Source organism: Pseudomonas sp. NFACC14 (genome assembly GCF_900106885.1).
GTDB classification, from domain to species: domain Bacteria; phylum Pseudomonadota; class Gammaproteobacteria; order Pseudomonadales; family Pseudomonadaceae; genus Aquipseudomonas; species Aquipseudomonas fluorescens_AA.
On the sequence record NZ_FNOA01000032.1, the window covers coordinates 40,164 to 55,593 of the forward strand.

Here is a 15,430-nt window from a genome sequence, read left to right on the forward strand (position 1 = left end):
TCGCGATGGCGTCGGATCAGTCAATGATGAACATGATCGGGCTACTGCTATCGCGAGCAAGCTCGGTCCCACATTTGATCCTCGTTGCAGTCAGGCTCAGCGCTTGGCCGCAGGCTCAAGGCTCTGGGCCAGTTCCACCAACTGCACAAACTCCGAGCGCAGCCCAAACGGATCATCACCACGGGCCGAGCGCGCCAATTGCGCAGTGTCCTTCAAGGTCATCGTCCCAGTGTAGCGTCCATCGCCCTTGAGCTGTTGGGCGAAGGCGGCAACAGCGGCCGAGAAGCGCAGGTCATCGCTGGGCTTGCGGTCGTTCTGCACGCTGGCAATGGGATGTTCGATCAGTCGACTGCTTCCGCCCTCGGCCGGCTTGTAGCGTACGCGCAACATCGCCAATTCGCCTGAGGTGCTCTGCGACTTGGGCGTGCTTGCATAGCGCAGCGGTTCCAACCAGCCCGGCTCGCCCTTCGGCACGATTTCATACAATGCCGTCACCGTATGGCCGGCGCCGATCTCGCCTGCGTCGACCTTGTCGTTGTTGAAATCCTCACGCTTCAACGCGCGGTTCTCATAGCCCAGCAGTCGATACTCACTGACCTGGGCGGGGTTGAACTCCACCTGCAACTTCACGTCCCGGGCGACCACCGCCAGGGTGGAACTGAGCTGGTCCACCAGGACCTTGCGCGCTTCGAGCAGGTTGTCGATGTAGGCGTAGTTACCATCACCGGCGTCGGCCAATTGCTCCATCAGGTGTTCGTTGTAGTTATCCACACCGAAGCCCAGTGTCGTCAGGGAGACGCCGCTTTTACGCTGGTCCACCGCCATCTGCTTGAGGCTGTCGAAATCACTGACGCCAACGTTGAAGTCGCCATCCGTGGCCAGCAGGATGCGGTTGATGCCTTTGTCGATGAAGCTCTCGCGCGCCATCTGATAGGCCAATTCGATGCCCGAGGCCCCAGCGGTGGAACCACCGGCATCGAGTTGGTCGATGGCGTTGCGGATTGCCGCCTTGTCGCGACCCGAGGTGGGCTTGAGCACCACCCGGGATTCACCGGCATAGACCACCAGGGACACCCGGTCCTGATCGCGCAATTGGTCTACCAGCAGTTTCAGCGTGCTCTTGACCAGCGGCAGGCCTTCGCGACGGTCCATGGAGCCGGAAACGTCCACCAGGAAGACCAGGTTGGCCGGCGCCAGGTCCGCCACAGCGCGGTCGCTGGCCTTGATGCCGATGCGCAGCAGGCGGGTGTGGGGATTCCACGGAGAGGGGGCGACCTCGGTGGTCACGCCAAAAGGTGAACCATCGCTGGGCAGGGCGTAGGCGTAAGGGAAGTAGTTGACCATTTCCTCCAATCGCACAGCCCCTTCGGGCGGCAGGCTACCTTGGTTGAGGAACCGTCGCACATTGGCATAGCTGCCGGTATCGACATCCACGCTGAAGGTCGAGACCGGCGTTTCGGCGACGCTGTGGATCGGGTTGTCCGGCAGTTTTTCGTACTGCTCCCGTGGCTCGGTGCGGTAATCGCCGGCGAGGGTGTCGTTCGCCACCGTGGGGGCGGGCATCGATGCCGGAACGGCCATGCGCTTGGCCATGGGCTCGCGAACATAGGCGACCTCGCCTTGCGGTGCAACGCTGGGCGCCACAGGCACGGGTTCGGCCGGCTTGGCGACCTCCCGGGACGAAGACAACCCACAACCGGCCAACGCCACCAGCAAGGTCACGGCGAAGCCCTGGGCAGCAGGACGCATAAAGGGAGATGGACGGGACATGGGCTGAACCTCGTGAATGAATGATCCGTTCACAGAGTCAGACGCAGGGCGCACGGGGTTCGGGTTAACGACCAAAAAATTCTTTTGAAGCGCCGCAAGACAGGCCTGGCCTCCCCGAAGTGGCCAGGCCGTTACCGCGATTGGAGCCATCGCCCGCACGCTGCAGCAGGCATGGCTAGCGGGACGGAATGCCCCGCAGATCATCGGCGATGAAGCGGCTCAACTGGCCGGTGTAATAGTCTTCGACATCGGAGTTGCCTCTGTTCGTCAGGGCACCTGCCATGCCTAGGCGGACGATCAAGTCAGTGTGCAACCGGTCGCGGACTTTTTCGTCGGGCAGAAAGCGTTCGTTTTTACCTTCGACTTCAACGTTGAACGTGTCGATCCAATAGGTGGCGGTCTCGGAGATCGCCACCGGCACTTGAGGTTAAGCCAGCCGGGCTAGGATTCACAGACCAATGACGGCTGCGCAGCTCTGCCATGGCGCCCCGGGAAATACGCCGCCGCAGCCACGCCCACCGCCCCCATCACCACGCAATACCCCACGCACACCCACGGGCTCCACGGCACCAGGGCGATCAGCATCAACGGTGTCATGCTGGCCCATAGCGCATAGGCGATGTTGTAGGTGAGCGAGATGCCCGACACGCGGATCTTCGGCGGGAACAGGCTGACCATCACCGATGGCACCGCGCCGACCACGCCGCAACCCAGGCCGGCCACGGCGTAGGCCAGGCCCAGCCAGGCGCTGCCGCTGATCAGGCTGGCGTAGAGCACGGCAATGCCCAGGGGCAGCAGCAGACTGTAGAGCATGACGGTGCGCCAGGCGCCGATGCGGTCGACGATGAGGCCGGCCAGGACGCAGCCGATATTCAGGAAGACGATGCCCAGGCTGCTCAGGGCGAAGGTGTGGCTGGGCGTCATGCCGAAGCTTTTCTGCATCACGGTCGGGGTGATGACCACGAACACCACCACGGCAGAGGTCAGCACGCAGGTCAGGATGGCGGCGGGCAGCAAGGCCTGGCGGTGGTCGCGCAGGACCGTGCGCAACGGCAGTTCCGCAGCGCCTTCGCGATCGGCTTGCAGGGCCATGAAGATCGGCGTTTCGCTCAGCCAGCGGCGCAGCCAGACGCCGATCACACCGAAGACGCCCCCCAGCAGGAACGGCAGGCGCCAGGCGTAATCGAGTATTTCCGCCGGCGTGTAGATCCGCGCCAGCGCCGTGGCGGTCAGGGCGCCCAGCAGGTAGCCGAAGGTCAGGCCGGCCTGGAGGAAACCCAGGGCATAGCCGCGATGATGCAGCGGCGCGTGTTCGGCCACGAAGACCCAGGCGCTTGGCACCTCGCCGCCCACGGCCGCGCCCTGCAGGATACGCAGCGCCAGCAGCAGCAACGGGGCGAAATAGCCGATTTGCGCGTAGGTGGGCATCACCCCGATGAGCAGGCATGGCAAGGCCATCATCAGGATGCTCAGGCTGAACACTCGCTTGCGCCCCAGGCGATCGGCAAAGTGCGCCATGAGAATGCCGCCCAAGGGGCGAGCCAGATAGCCGGTGGCGAAAATCCCGAAGCTTTGCAGCAGGCGCAGCCAATCGGGCATTTCCGGCGGGAAGAACAACTGGCTGAGGGTCAGGGCGAAGAACACGAAGATGATGAAATCGTAGATCTCCAGCGCGCCTCCCAAGGCGGCCAGGCCCAGGGTCTTGTAATCGGATCGGCTGAATCGGTCACCGGGTAGAACGGGGGTGGCAGTCATAGGCGGATTTGAACGATAAGTTGAAAGAGGGCGACGGCTCAGTCGTCGCGATCAGTGTCCACCGGTTGAACCGGTGGTTGGCCTGGCTCGGCGTCTTCGGCCTCGTCGACAGGCAGGAAATCCTTGCGGCTCCGGGCGATGGCCCGGCGTATTTCGTCGCCCTTGGTGGGGCAGTTCAGGAGGCGGGCGATGCCGTCGGGTTTCTGCGTCATCGCCATCCTCCGGCATGAGTGAACAGGGGCTCGATAGTGCTCGCTTTTGGCGCTTGACGCCAATTTTGTGTCTGGACGGCGCCATTGTGGCAGGGGGCTGCTTCGCAGCCCAGCGGGAGCAAGCTCCCTCGCCACAGGGGGTTTGCGTTGTTCGGGTCAGCGGTGGTAGCGGCGTACGACGCTGCTGTTGCGCAGGACGTGACCTTTGATTTTGTCCATCAATTGGGCCCTGGTGAGGCCAGCGGGGAAGGCTTCCGGCGGCAGGTCCAGGGCGAAGAGCTGGATCAGGTAATGGTGAGCGCTGTCGCCGATGGGCGGGCAAGGGCCGATGTAGCCGTGGGTGTTCTTGCTGTTGATGCCGCTCATGCCTTCCAACGAGGACTTGGTACCGGCGCCCGCTGGAATCTGCCGGGTGGTGGCCTTGATGCCGTAGTGGACCCAGTGATCGACACCCTGCCCCCTCTGACCGTCCGGGTCCAACATGACGATGGCATAGCTGAGGGTGCCCGGTGGGCCGGCATTCCAGCTCAAGGCCGGGGAAATGTTCTTGCCACCACAGGCGTTGGCGTCACTGGCCGCCGCCGCGGTGAAGAGGCGGTCGTCCGACACGCCGGGGATACTGAGGGTAAAACGCTCCTCGGCCTGGGCTGCTCCTTGTGCGCACAGCACCAGGGCGAAGGCCGCCAGCCAAGGGGTGAGAATGTTCAATCGAGTCATACCGGGGCACCTTGTGCGTGTCTGGCCATGGACGGCTTGCGAACTATAGCCGCAGCGTCGCCAAGGGTGCAGTGACAATTATGCTGAACCTCGTTCCGGCCCTCGACTCCAAAGGGAAACGCCTGACGGAGAACGCCCATGTCTCTGCATCAAATCGCCCGTTTCGCCGATGTTCGCGAAGACCGCGGCCTCGAAGTCAAAATCAACGACACGTCCATCCTGTTGCTGCGCTCAGGCGATCAGGTGCGCGCCTTCCAAGGCAAGTGCCCCCATGCAGGCGCACCACTGGCCAAGGGTGCGGTGTGCCATGGACGACTGATTTGCCCGTGGCACAAGGCGGCCTTCCGCGCTGAAGACGGCGCCCTGTGCGAGCCGCCGGCCCTCGACAGCCTGGCGCGCTATCACGTCGAAGTGCGCGGTGATGACGTCTGGGTCGATGACCAACCGTTGCCAGCCGATAAAATCCCGCCGGCCGATGACGCACGCACCTTTGTCATCATCGGTGCTGGCGCGGCCGGCACGGCTTGCGCGGCGGCGTTGCGGGAGAAGGGGTTTGGCGGCCGGATCCTGTTGATCGACCGCGAAGCCGAAGCCGGCTACGACCGTACGGTGCTGAGCAAGTATGTATTGGCCGGCGACATGCCGGTCAACGAGACGGCACCGCTGCGCGATGAAACTTATTTCACCCAGCAACGCATCGAAAGGCTCCACGGCGAGGTCACCCATTTGGACCCCAGTGCCCGGCAAATCCAGCTCGCCGATGGCCGGCGCCTGGACTATGACGCCGCGCTGATTGCCACAGGCGGGGAGCCGAAGACGCCAGCGCTGCCCGGCATCGATTTGCCGCAAGTCTTCGTGCTGCGTTCGATCGCTCATGCCCGGCAGATTCTCGACACTGTCCGGCCAGGGCTACGGGCGGTGATCATTGGCGACAGTTTCATCGCCATGGAGGTGGCCTCGTCCCTGCGCAAGCGCGAGCTGAGCGTCACCGTCTTGGCCCGGCACCCGGTGCCGTTCGCCGCGCAATTGGGCGAGAGCGTCGGTCAGGCCATCCTGGCCCGGCACCGGGCCAACGGCGTGGTGTACCACACCGACGGCGAAGCGGCACGGATCGAGGGAACGCACAAGGTCGAAGCCGTGGTGCTGGATAACGGCCAGCGTTTGGCTGCGGACCTGGTGATCGTCGGCATCGGCGTGCACCCGGCCACCGAGCCGTTTGCCCGGTTGCCACGGGAACAGGACCAGTCGCTGTCCGTTGACGCGGGCATGCGTGTGGCTGATGGCTTATGGGCCGTGGGGGATATCGCGACATTTCCCCTGAACGGCAAGCCTGTACGCATCGAGCATTGGCGCCTGGCCCAGCAACAGGCACGCATCGCCGCCGCGAACATGCTCGGCGGCGACGAGCACTATCTGGACGTGCCGTTTTTCTGGACCTATCACTTTGGCAAACGCTACGACTACCTCGGGCACGCTGAACATTGGGACGAGGTGGAATTCAAGGGCACGCCCGAGCACCCGCCCTTTATCGCCCTGCTAGGCAAGGACGGCCTCGTGGCCGCCGCCGTGGCCTGCGATGAAGGCCGGGCCATGGCAGCGCTGGCCCAGCGCATGAAGCAACCGTTGCCGGTGGACGAGGCGTGGCGGCTGGTTCGGGATTTCTCTTCGTAGACCTGTCCCACACCCCAAATCCCCTGTGGGAGCGAGCTTGCTCGCGATAGCGGTGGATCAGTCACCTCAATGTGGTTGAGGCGACGCCATCGCGAGCAAGCTCGCTCCCACAGTGTTGTCTTGTGTTGACCGAAATATCCGCCACGCCCCCAATCCCCCTGCCTGCATCAATGCACAGACTGATCGGCCGGCAAGTGGATAACCCGTGGTCGCTCCAATGGCGCCAGGGGCGGTGGCTGCAAGTCCGGGCTGAGCAAATGGAAATGCGGCACGACATGGCTGATGTCGCCGTCCTGGTTGTTGTGGATGATCTTCGAGCCGGGCTGGCGCAGCGTGTCCAGGCGCTCGCCGGTCAGCTTGAAACTGGCGCTCAAGCCCTGGTCATCCACCACCGGCGCCGGCAGCCGGCGCTGGGCGAAGCTGCGACTTTTACGCTGTTGATAACGCGCCCAAGTAATCAGCAGTACCGCGTTGACCAACGCGATCCAACCATAGACCTGCAAAGTCTCCAGGGTGTCGAACAGCGACCCTCCCAGGCGCGGGCCGGCCTGGCCGTCGAGCAGCGGCCACAGCCCTTTGACCAGCAAATACAGCAACCCCATCCACGCCAGCACGGTGAAAAGCGCATCGATGACCACCAGAAAAGGCCGTTGCCGGGTCCTGACAATTTTCATCGGATCACTTCCTCTTCCTGATCATCGAACGGTTTGATACCGCGATCCGGACTGATCCAGCGCGCACGCTTCTGATGCTGCCCGAACAGCACTTTGGGAAAGCTCACCAGGGTGGTGAAGAGGCTGATCAGCCAGAATACCAACGGGTACCAGACCACCCAGAACATGATGTGCCACAGGCCTTTTTCGTAGCGCCGATCAATCAGGATGCTCACCGCGAACTGCAGCAGGCACACCACGGCCAGCAACAGGCCGGTGAAGGCTGGCGGCATCAGGTGATCCACGGCGATGGCCGCTGGCATTTCGACGAATTTGCCGGCGCCCCAGAAGATCACCGACAGCAGGAAGGTAAACGCCCAGCCGGTGGACAGGCAGTATTCGAACAGCAGCGGCCACAGGTAGCGATGGCGGTATTGCCAGATGCCACGGATGTTCTTGAACAGCACCTCGGCGCCCCCTTGGGCCCAGCGCAGGCGTTGCCGCCACAGGCCACGCAAGGTTTCGGGCATGAGGATCCAGCAGAGCGCGCGCGGCTCGTAGAAAATGCTCCAGTGATCCAGCTGCAGCTTCCAACTGATGTCGATGTCTTCGGTGATCATGTCCGGGCTCCAGTAGCCGACCCGGTGCAGGGCGGTGCGACGGAACGCGACGATCACGCCGGATACAGTGAAGATCCGCCCGAAGACCCGCTGGGTACGCTTGATCAGGCCGATGATCGAGGAAAACTCGCCGACCTGGACCCGGCCGATCAAGGTCGAGCGGGTACGAATGCGTGGGTTGCCGGTCACCGCACCGAGGCGGGCGTTGTCCAGCATCGGCGCCACCAGGTAAGCACAGGTGTTCGGCGCCAGCAGCGCGTCACCGTCGATGCACACCAGGTATTCGCTGCGCGCCGCGATGGCGCCCATGCGCAGGGCCACGGCCTTGCCCTGGTTTTCCGCCAGGTGCAGCACGCGCAGGCGCGGGTCCTCGGCTGCCAGTTGGTCGAGCATCTGGGCGGTGTTGTCCTTGGAGCCGTCGTTGATGGCGATGACTTCGATGTTCGGATAATGCTGGCCCAGCGCCGCGTGAATGGTGTCGGCGACGTTGTCGCCTTCGTTGAAGCACGGGATCAGGATGCTGATCAGCGGCTCACCCGCCAGGGACGGTGGCAAGGTGTCGTCCTTCCATGGCCAGTGGCGTTCCCAGTGCAGCCAGAAATACAGGCCGCCGGCGATCCACAGCCCGGACATGAACAGCGGGTAAAAGAACACGAAGTCCATCAGGAATTGCCCGGTGACCAGGAAAATCAGGCCCAGGGGCACCCCAAGGACGATCGCCAGCACCAGCAGGGCGAGCAGTCTGTCGAGCATGTCAAGGATTCCACTTGTTGGAGAGCGCCGGCCGCACGGTTTTCACGGCGGGCTGGTCTTCGATGAAGTTGTCCGGGTAGTAGCCGAAACTGGTCACGCCCTGGCGCTTGAGGCGCCCCATCCAGTCGGCCAGCAGTTCGCCGTCGATGTCGGTCACCGGTTGGCTGTCCCAATCTCGCGCCTGCAACTCGAACACCGTGCGCTTGAGTGCGCCGGGCCGGCTTTTGACGGTCTGGACCAGACGTTCCAACCACGGGCCGGACTGTGCGCGGGTCTGCTTTTCCATCAGCGGCATGGCCATCGGTGCCGTCCAGTCGTAGGCGCCGAGGAAGTCGTCGAGGTTCTGGGCGAACCAGGCTTCGCTTTGCGGGTTGAGCATCGGTTCGGCAAAGATATTGCGCGCCGTCAGGACTTGCGGACCACGAATCGCCCGGACCTTGGCGGTCAGCTCATGGGTGAAGTCGATCAGGTAGCGGCTCTTGAAGCGGGTCCAGCGCTGCATCGCCGCAGGGTCGTCCCGCAGGGCGGCGATGGACGTCGGTAAACCGTGGGCGGCATAGACTTTCAGGGCCGCGGGACTGGCGTCCTCGAAATCGGAGAGCACCGCGTCGTCATGGTACAGAACGCCATCCACCGAACTCATCCGCGCCAGGTCTTCATAAATTTCACCGATGACCTTGCGCACATTCGGGTCGAACGGCGACAACCGCACATATTGGTCCGGGGCGACGCCGGTCTTGCCGGTTTCCGGATCCCAGCGTTGTACCCGTGGCAGCTTCGCGTCCAAGGCGAAACTGAGCACCGGCATCCAGGCATAGACCTTGGCGTTGGCCCGGGTGCGCAGCTGCCAGGCGACCCGGTCGAACAGATCGGCCCGTACCGGCAGGTGGCGGTTGGGGAAGTACAACGAGTGCACCAGGCCATCGCCTTTCGGATCGGCGAATGCCTGCAAGAATACGGTGTTGGCACCCAGGTCGTAGATGCGCTGGACCAGCTTGCCAACGTTGGCCTCTTGCTGCACCGGGTCCGGGTCGTAGACATAGTCCAGATCGACATGCACCACGCGCATCGGGTCAATCGTCTGTACGGACACGATGCTTTCGGCGAAATGGGCGCCATCCGGATCGGACGACACCAAAAAGCGCGGGCCGCTCATCAGGTTATCGAGGCTGTCGAGGCCATCCTCCAGGGTCAGGGCCATCTGATAGCCCTCGCTGCCGATCACCTGGAGCGCGACGCCGTCTGCTTCCCCGTACGGCCAGACCCAGACGCGTGGGCTGTAACCGGCCACCTTGCGGATTTTCTCGGAAATGGCCGCCACATCCTTGCGCAGGCGCGCCTGGAAATCGGCCTCGCTCTCATAGCGACCGGTGGCCGGATCGTAGCGCCGGGTCGTCGCCGCAGGTTGCTGGTTGCCTTGCGGGTTGGCGAGCACGCCTTTGTGATTGGCATCGGTGTGGGCGGCGATTTCCACCAGGCCCGATTTCGACACCTCACGAATCTGCTCCCAGGTCAGGAACTCGGACCGCTTGCGTGGCACCCCGGCGAAATCCACCGTCTGGTTCAGCGGCGTATCGACCCAGCTACCGACCGGAGCCAGGATGGCCGGCCAGTTATAGGCACGCAGGATAGGCATGACGCGGGTATAGAAGCTCGAGTAGCCGTCGTCGAAACTCAGCAGCACCGCACGGGGTGGCAGCTCCGGGCCGCCGTTGCGGGCCGTGATGATCTGGTCCACCGTGACCGGCTGGTAGTTGTTTTCCCGCAGCCACGCCAGTTGCTCGATCAGCCGCTCGGTGCGCACGGCCACCAGCGCCTGGTCCGGGTCTCGGTCGTCGACATCGTGGTAGGCGATGCCGAGCACATGGTTCTTCGGCCACGGGGCGTCGTTGGCCGCCAGCGGACGCTGCGAAGGCGGCGTGAACGCCGGGGCTTGCTGGGCACAAGCGCTGATCAGCAAGACCCCCAGCAGAAGGATGAATCGCGAAATGACAGGCATCTTCAAACTCTTCTAGAAGCGATAGGTGAGGTCGACAAGCAGGCGCAAATCGCTTTCGCGATCGCCGTCGTAGGGGCGGTTGAGCCAACTCAGCGCAGCACCTGCCTCTAGCACGTCGTTCCAGATGAAACGCTGGCCGTAGCCAAGCAGTCCCATGGCCCCGGTGTTGTAGTCACGCTGGCTGTAGGTACCGGCACCGACCTGGAATTGCTGGCTCCACGTGGTTTCGTAGCGGCGATACAACACGTGGTTCGCGCTCACGGTCGGCATGACGCTGAAATCCGCTTTCGGATTGAAATAGGGCACTTCGTTGGAGCCGCTGTTGCGGCTGGCGCCGACTTCCAGACCCAGCTCCACTTGCAGGCGCGGCGTGCTGTAGATGCCCTCGCGGCCGGTCAGTTGGGTTTCGAGGCGGTTGTTGCCGTCACTGAAATGGGAAGGGCTCACCGCCAGTCGCCACTCACGGCTTTCATTGGCCCGCCAGCGGACGAAACCACTCCCGCCGTTGGCGCGGATGCCGCTGTTGAGCGCCCGCAGCGGGGTATTGGCCGAGAGGTAATCCAGGCTGCCGCCGTATTGCCAGTGGTCGTCGATGTCTCGGGCCACGGCCACGCGCGCGCCTTGCTTGTCGCCAGAACCATACGAGTGATTGGAAACCTCGGCCTCCAGGGTCATGTCCCGGGTGCGACGCTCCACGCCCAGGCGCTGCCAACGGTGGTGGCCGGTGCCTTCCTCGAAATCGCCGGTGGCGTAGCCGGCACCGCCGAACAACCGCCAGTCTTCATCGATAGGCGGGCTGTAGAGCAGCGTTTCGATACCAAAGTCCCGGCTGCCAGTGACTGCACCGGCATCACCGTTGCCACCGCCATAGCTCTTGCCGGTGTAGGCCTCGATGCGCAGCTCGGCCATGTCGTGTATCTCACGCTGGCGCTGCAGACGTTTGACATGGGCGTTTTCCGGGTAGCGGGCGACCACGTCATCGGTCAATGCATCCATCTGCCGCCACTCCTGCAAATCCATGGCAGCGCGGGCCTGGGCGATTTCCAGGTCACGGTTGCGCGGAATCGTCGCCTCGACTTCTTTGAGCAGGTTTTCCGAACGGCGCGGCCAGTCGCGGGCCTGGTACAGATCGGCCTGGGCCAGACGCATGCCAGTATTGCCGGGGCCCTGGCTGACCAAGGTTTCCAGGCGCGCCTCGGCAGAGGGCAAGTCCGCGCCGTAAGTACCGGCCTGGGCGGCGAGTTGCTGGGCGTCCATCCATTCATCGTTGGGGTTGCCGATCGGCAGGCCCTTGAGCTCGATGCGCGGAGGCTGGGCTTTCGCCATGTCTTCGGCCAGTGCACGGGCCTCTTCGGATTTTTCACTTTCCAGCAACGCATAGTAGAGCGCGGTGCTGTCTTCAAAACGCTCCGCGGGGTCGGCATCCGGCGCGGTCAGGACCCGGCGGTACAGATCGACGGCAATCTCCGGCTCACGCTGTTCCAGATAGGAAGAGGCCACCCAGCGCAGGGCATAAGTGGGAATGCTCACGCCCTCGGCGATCAGCTTCTGGTATTCGGCAATCACTTCTGCTCGACGGGCGCGGGCATTGAGCGCGCCCATGCGATCGATGCGCCAACGGAGTACGTCGTCATGGGCCTCGGCCACCGGGGTCCAGGTGACGAGCAACTTGTCGTAGTCGGCCAAGGCGCGGTCGGCAATGACGAAGCGCTCCTCTTCGCTGCGGCTGGCCATGTCCGCCAGGCGCACCCGTTCGGCGGCGACGTCACCCTCCAGGCGTCGTTGCACGCCACGGTCGATCAGCCCCGGCTGCAAGCGTGCCAGGCGCAGCGCCGGCTCCGGCAGCCGTGCGCGTTGCAGGGCGTAGATGTATTCGCGCGCAACCTCTGGATTGTTGCCGGCACGCGTGAAGGCCTGGTCGTATTCGAACAGCGCTTCGTGGGGGCTGTTGGCGCGGGTCAACGCATAACCCAGTGCCAGTCGACGCATCGGATCTGTCGGCTTGGCAGCGACCAGGGCCTTGACGCGTGTGACGGCTTCGTCGGGCTGGCCTGCATCGGCCTGGGTCAAGGCCAGGCCGAGCTGCAAGTCGGGGTTCTGGGGATCGATCACCAAGGCCTGGCGGTACAACTCGGCCGCCGAATCCCAGCGCTTGAGGTTGCGATAGGCTCGAGCCGTCGCAGTCAGCGCCTGGACGGGCAGCGCTCGATTACGGCCCTGGGCCTCATAGACCGTTACCACCTCGGTATCGAGGCCGGCCCAACTGGCGATCTGCAAGTGGTCACTGATCTGCGCGGTATTGGCCTGGCCGGCCGGCACCTGGCGCAACGCAGTCAGCGCAGGCGTGTAATGGCCTGCACGGGCGTCGAGCACCATTTGGTCATAGGCGGTATCGGCAAACGCCAGCACCGGCCAGCACAGTTGGCCGCACAGCGCGACGCGAAACAACGGGCGCAAACCACGTTGAATAAAAGGACCCACAGTACGCGGCATTCGTCAGCATCCTTACATGGCCAGCCGGGTCGCAGTGCCCCCTTGCCCATCAAACAGGAAGCCGGATCAAAGGAATCCAGCCAAGCTCTAATGGGCCTAGTCTTGCACTCTCGGGCGGGTCATCTTCAGGAACGCCACAATTCTTCAGAATCGATACAGATTTCGGCCCAGGGTTGATCCGTGGGCATAAAAAAACCCGGCCGTGCGTCATGCACGGGCCGGGTCTTGGGTGTGGCTTGAACGGGCTTACTGGATGGCGACGCCACCACCCAGCTTGCTCATCACAAATGCCGAGAATTGTTCAACGGTCATTTTCTGGCCATTGAAATCGACCTGGTTGTTGGCGTAGTGCAACTTGGTGACAACGTCGTTGCCTTCAAGGGTCGCCAATTGAGTACCGACGGCCATGGCGCTGAACATATCGCTGGTGGCTGTGGCTTGATCGGCGATCAGCTTGGCATCCGTCTGGCCTTCCATCTGTGCCTGCACGGTCATCAGGTCGACCAGCATCGGCTTGGAAACCTTGAGATTGAAATCCAGCAGGGCGAGCAACTGACGTCCCAATTCATCCGGCGGCAGGTCCATGGACTGTGGCTTGGTCAGATCAACGATCAGGCTGGCACGGCTTTCACCGTTGGCAGTGTTGAACGACAGATTTTCCAAGGCCACCTGCGGAGCACCGGCCAAGAGTTTTTCCAGGTCGGCTTTGACCTGTGCTTCTTCAGCTTCGGTCAGGCTCAACTCTGGCGTCGGTTCACCGGCTGCCGCGGCTTCGGCGGCCGCTTTCTCGTAGGGCTGCAGCTTGGTCTGGTAGATCTGCATCAGGGACATGGTGGCCGGGATGTCCAGGTTCTTCAGACTGACCGCCATCTGTGCCGACCCGATGGTCTTGTCGTTGAACGACAATTCACCGATCTTGTAATCGGCACGCCCCGAAGCACTGGTGCCGTTCTCGCTGCTGCTGTTCTTCATTTCGAAGTTCTTCAGGCCCAGCACCGACTTCGGCTCACCAAACGTGGCCTTGGTGCTGCTCATCAGCAGGGTGTTGTCACCCATATAGTAACCGTACGAGCTTTTGCTCAGGTTACTGGCCAATGTCAGGCCATTCAGCTCGATCTGCACTGGCGTCTGATCTTCGGCAACGGTGGTCAACTTAAAGCTGTCCATGTAGCCATCGGCCTTGATCTTCTGGCCTTGGGCGCTGGCGGCCAAGTCGATTTTAAGACCGGAGAAAGTGAGCTGGGACTGCTCATCCAACTTGGTATCCAACGGCAGCAGCTCGTAAGTGCCGTTGATGGATTCGTCGTAACCCAGGTTGACCACACCTTTGAGCGGCGACTGGTCCTTGGTCGCAGCGAACCACTTGTCAGTCAGTGGATTGCGCTCAAGAGCAGTGTGACTGGTGGCCATGACCGGCAGCCACTTGAGCGTAATCAAGCGCGAGAATGGCAGTGGGCCGTGCTCGATCCGGTCGACGAAGAGCAACTCGACCGACTCACCACCGAACATCTCACCTTCGCCTTTGAGACGGTAGTGAGCGGTGCTGCTGAATGTGCCACGGTCCATGGAAACCAGCTCCAGGGCAGCAGTGCTGTTGGACCCGGCCAAGGCTGTCTGCATCTGCTTATTGCTATCGGCAATAGCATTTTTCAACACGCCTTCGAGTTTGGTCCCGGTGTACCAGGCGCCGCCCGCGCTGATAGCACCGACAGCCACAACAATTCCCAGAAGTACGCTTGCTGATTTATTCATGAGTGACCCGATCGATGTCCATGGTTGAAGAAAGCCGTCGTCTTCCCTGACCCGCCAAGGGGGGTGGCTCGACGCCGCAAAGAGGAGCGGAGATTACCATCAGGCACCCCTGCGGGCCCAATGTTTATGGGGGTAAAAACGTTTTCTTGCGAGGTGGTCTACGAATATTGGACTTCGATCTCATCGAGCTGATGGTCGAAAGTCTTGAGGCGGGCCGTCCAGGTGTACACCAGCACTTCGAAATCGCGATTGATCACCGCAGCCCCCGATGACTCTGCGCGCGAATCGCAAAAGTCCAGTTGATAGCGCTCCCGGGCCATGGCGTTAGCCACGTCGCACAATTCACGGGCGTTGTTGAGCCAGTGCCAGCCGTCCTGGGTGACCTGCTTGTCCAAGGCCGCGCATTGGACTTTCAGGGCTTCCAGGCTTTTTTCCAACGGAGTACCGGTGAGCTCGCCCATGACTTCCTGGAATGTGCGGCCAGGTTGCCAATAACTGCCCCAGAAATAACGGTCAAACACCGTTTCGACGCGTCGCAATGCCACCTTGGTGTCCCAAATCAGCACCAGGGTCTTGCCTTGCTCGAGGTGTTTTTTCTTGATGCGTTGGCCCTGAAGCGAAGCCCAGGCCACGATTGCGATGGATATCACGCCAATCAACGCTGCCGCGCTATCGAGGAACAGCAGCGCCTTGTCGATTTGATGAGTGAGCATGACGCCATAGAAATAAGTGGCCGAAAGCAGCAGCAATGCCGCAGTGGCGCACCAAAAGCCGGGAGCATAAGGGTTTTTCATTATTGGAATCCCCATGACCAGTGACGTCGTGGCCCTCTTGGTCGCCAGAGCCCGACTCTCACAGCATAGCAACGGCGTTGGGGGTTTGCCGGGGCATCAGGGGTTCGATCCGATTACCGGCCCAAAACGACAAAACCCCTGTCTGCGGGGGCAGACAGGGGTTCTGGGAATTCAATCTTGACGATGACCTACTCTCACATGGGGAAACCCCACACTACCATCGGCGATGCATCGTTTCACT

The 15,430-nt window shown here is 62.5% G+C and carries 12 protein-coding genes; 1 reads left to right on the forward strand and 11 read right to left on the reverse strand.

Annotation, left to right across the window (positions count from 1 at the left end; all coding sequences use genetic code 11):
• Positions 1–96: 96 nt before the first annotated feature.
• The 5 genes from BLU85_RS28280 to BLU85_RS28295 all read right to left on the reverse strand — a co-directional run bounded on the left by BLU85_RS28280 (position 97) and on the right by BLU85_RS28295 (position 4,454).
• A complete protein-coding gene (locus BLU85_RS28280) occupies positions 97–1,770 on the reverse strand; it encodes a vWA domain-containing protein (protein WP_092204973.1) in 1,674 nt (557 codons plus the stop codon).
• Positions 1,771–1,945: 175 nt separating this feature from the next.
• Positions 1,946–2,191, reverse strand: a complete 246-nt coding sequence (locus BLU85_RS28285; RefSeq protein WP_092204974.1) for a hypothetical protein — start codon at positions 2,189–2,191, stop codon at positions 1,946–1,948.
• Between the two features lie 20 nt (positions 2,192–2,211).
• Complete coding sequence (locus tag BLU85_RS28290; protein WP_092204975.1) at positions 2,212–3,525, reverse strand: MFS transporter; 1,314 nt, start codon at positions 3,523–3,525, stop codon at positions 2,212–2,214.
• A gap of 38 nt (positions 3,526–3,563) precedes the next feature.
• Positions 3,564–3,737 (reverse strand): hypothetical protein, encoded by a 174-nt coding sequence (locus tag BLU85_RS31205; protein WP_170847662.1) that lies wholly within the window; start codon positions 3,735–3,737, stop codon positions 3,564–3,566.
• A gap of 156 nt (positions 3,738–3,893) precedes the next feature.
• Positions 3,894–4,454 carry a YbhB/YbcL family Raf kinase inhibitor-like protein gene (locus BLU85_RS28295; protein ID WP_092204976.1) on the reverse strand — a complete coding sequence of 187 codons (561 nt, stop codon included), beginning with the start codon at positions 4,452–4,454 and terminating at the stop codon, positions 3,894–3,896.
• A 138-nt stretch (positions 4,455–4,592) separates the two neighbouring features.
• Here BLU85_RS28295 and BLU85_RS28300 point away from each other — a divergent pair, with 138 nt between their 5' ends.
• Complete coding sequence (locus tag BLU85_RS28300) at positions 4,593–6,125, forward strand: FAD-dependent oxidoreductase (protein ID WP_092204977.1); 1,533 nt, start codon at positions 4,593–4,595, stop codon at positions 6,123–6,125.
• 167 nt (positions 6,126–6,292) lie between these two features.
• On the opposite strand, the gene pgaD is transcribed toward BLU85_RS28300, so the two are convergent.
• The 6 genes from pgaD to BLU85_RS28330 all read right to left on the reverse strand — a co-directional run bounded on the left by pgaD (position 6,293) and on the right by BLU85_RS28330 (position 15,189).
• Positions 6,293–6,799: a poly-beta-1,6-N-acetyl-D-glucosamine biosynthesis protein PgaD gene (gene pgaD / locus BLU85_RS28305; protein WP_092204978.1), complete on the reverse strand. Its 507-nt coding sequence runs from the start codon at positions 6,797–6,799 to the stop codon at positions 6,293–6,295.
• Positions 6,796–8,151, reverse strand: a complete 1,356-nt coding sequence (pgaC, locus tag BLU85_RS28310; RefSeq protein ID WP_092204979.1) for a poly-beta-1,6-N-acetyl-D-glucosamine synthase — start codon at positions 8,149–8,151, stop codon at positions 6,796–6,798. The genes pgaD and pgaC overlap by 4 nt, the downstream gene beginning before the upstream one ends.
• Position 8,152: 1 nt before the next feature.
• Complete coding sequence (gene pgaB / locus BLU85_RS28315) at positions 8,153–10,150, reverse strand: poly-beta-1,6-N-acetyl-D-glucosamine N-deacetylase PgaB (RefSeq protein ID WP_092204980.1); 1,998 nt, start codon at positions 10,148–10,150, stop codon at positions 8,153–8,155.
• A 12-nt stretch (positions 10,151–10,162) separates the two neighbouring features.
• Positions 10,163–12,643, reverse strand: a complete 2,481-nt coding sequence (gene pgaA, locus BLU85_RS28320) for a poly-beta-1,6 N-acetyl-D-glucosamine export porin PgaA (RefSeq protein ID WP_092204981.1) — start codon at positions 12,641–12,643, stop codon at positions 10,163–10,165.
• Between the two features lie 246 nt (positions 12,644–12,889).
• Positions 12,890–14,395 carry a YdgA family protein gene (locus BLU85_RS28325; protein WP_092204982.1) on the reverse strand — a complete coding sequence of 502 codons (1,506 nt, stop codon included), beginning with the start codon at positions 14,393–14,395 and terminating at the stop codon, positions 12,890–12,892.
• A 158-nt stretch (positions 14,396–14,553) separates the two neighbouring features.
• Positions 14,554–15,189: a hypothetical protein gene (locus BLU85_RS28330; RefSeq protein WP_060739785.1), complete on the reverse strand. Its 636-nt coding sequence runs from the start codon at positions 15,187–15,189 to the stop codon at positions 14,554–14,556.
• Positions 15,190–15,430 lie beyond the last annotated feature (241 nt).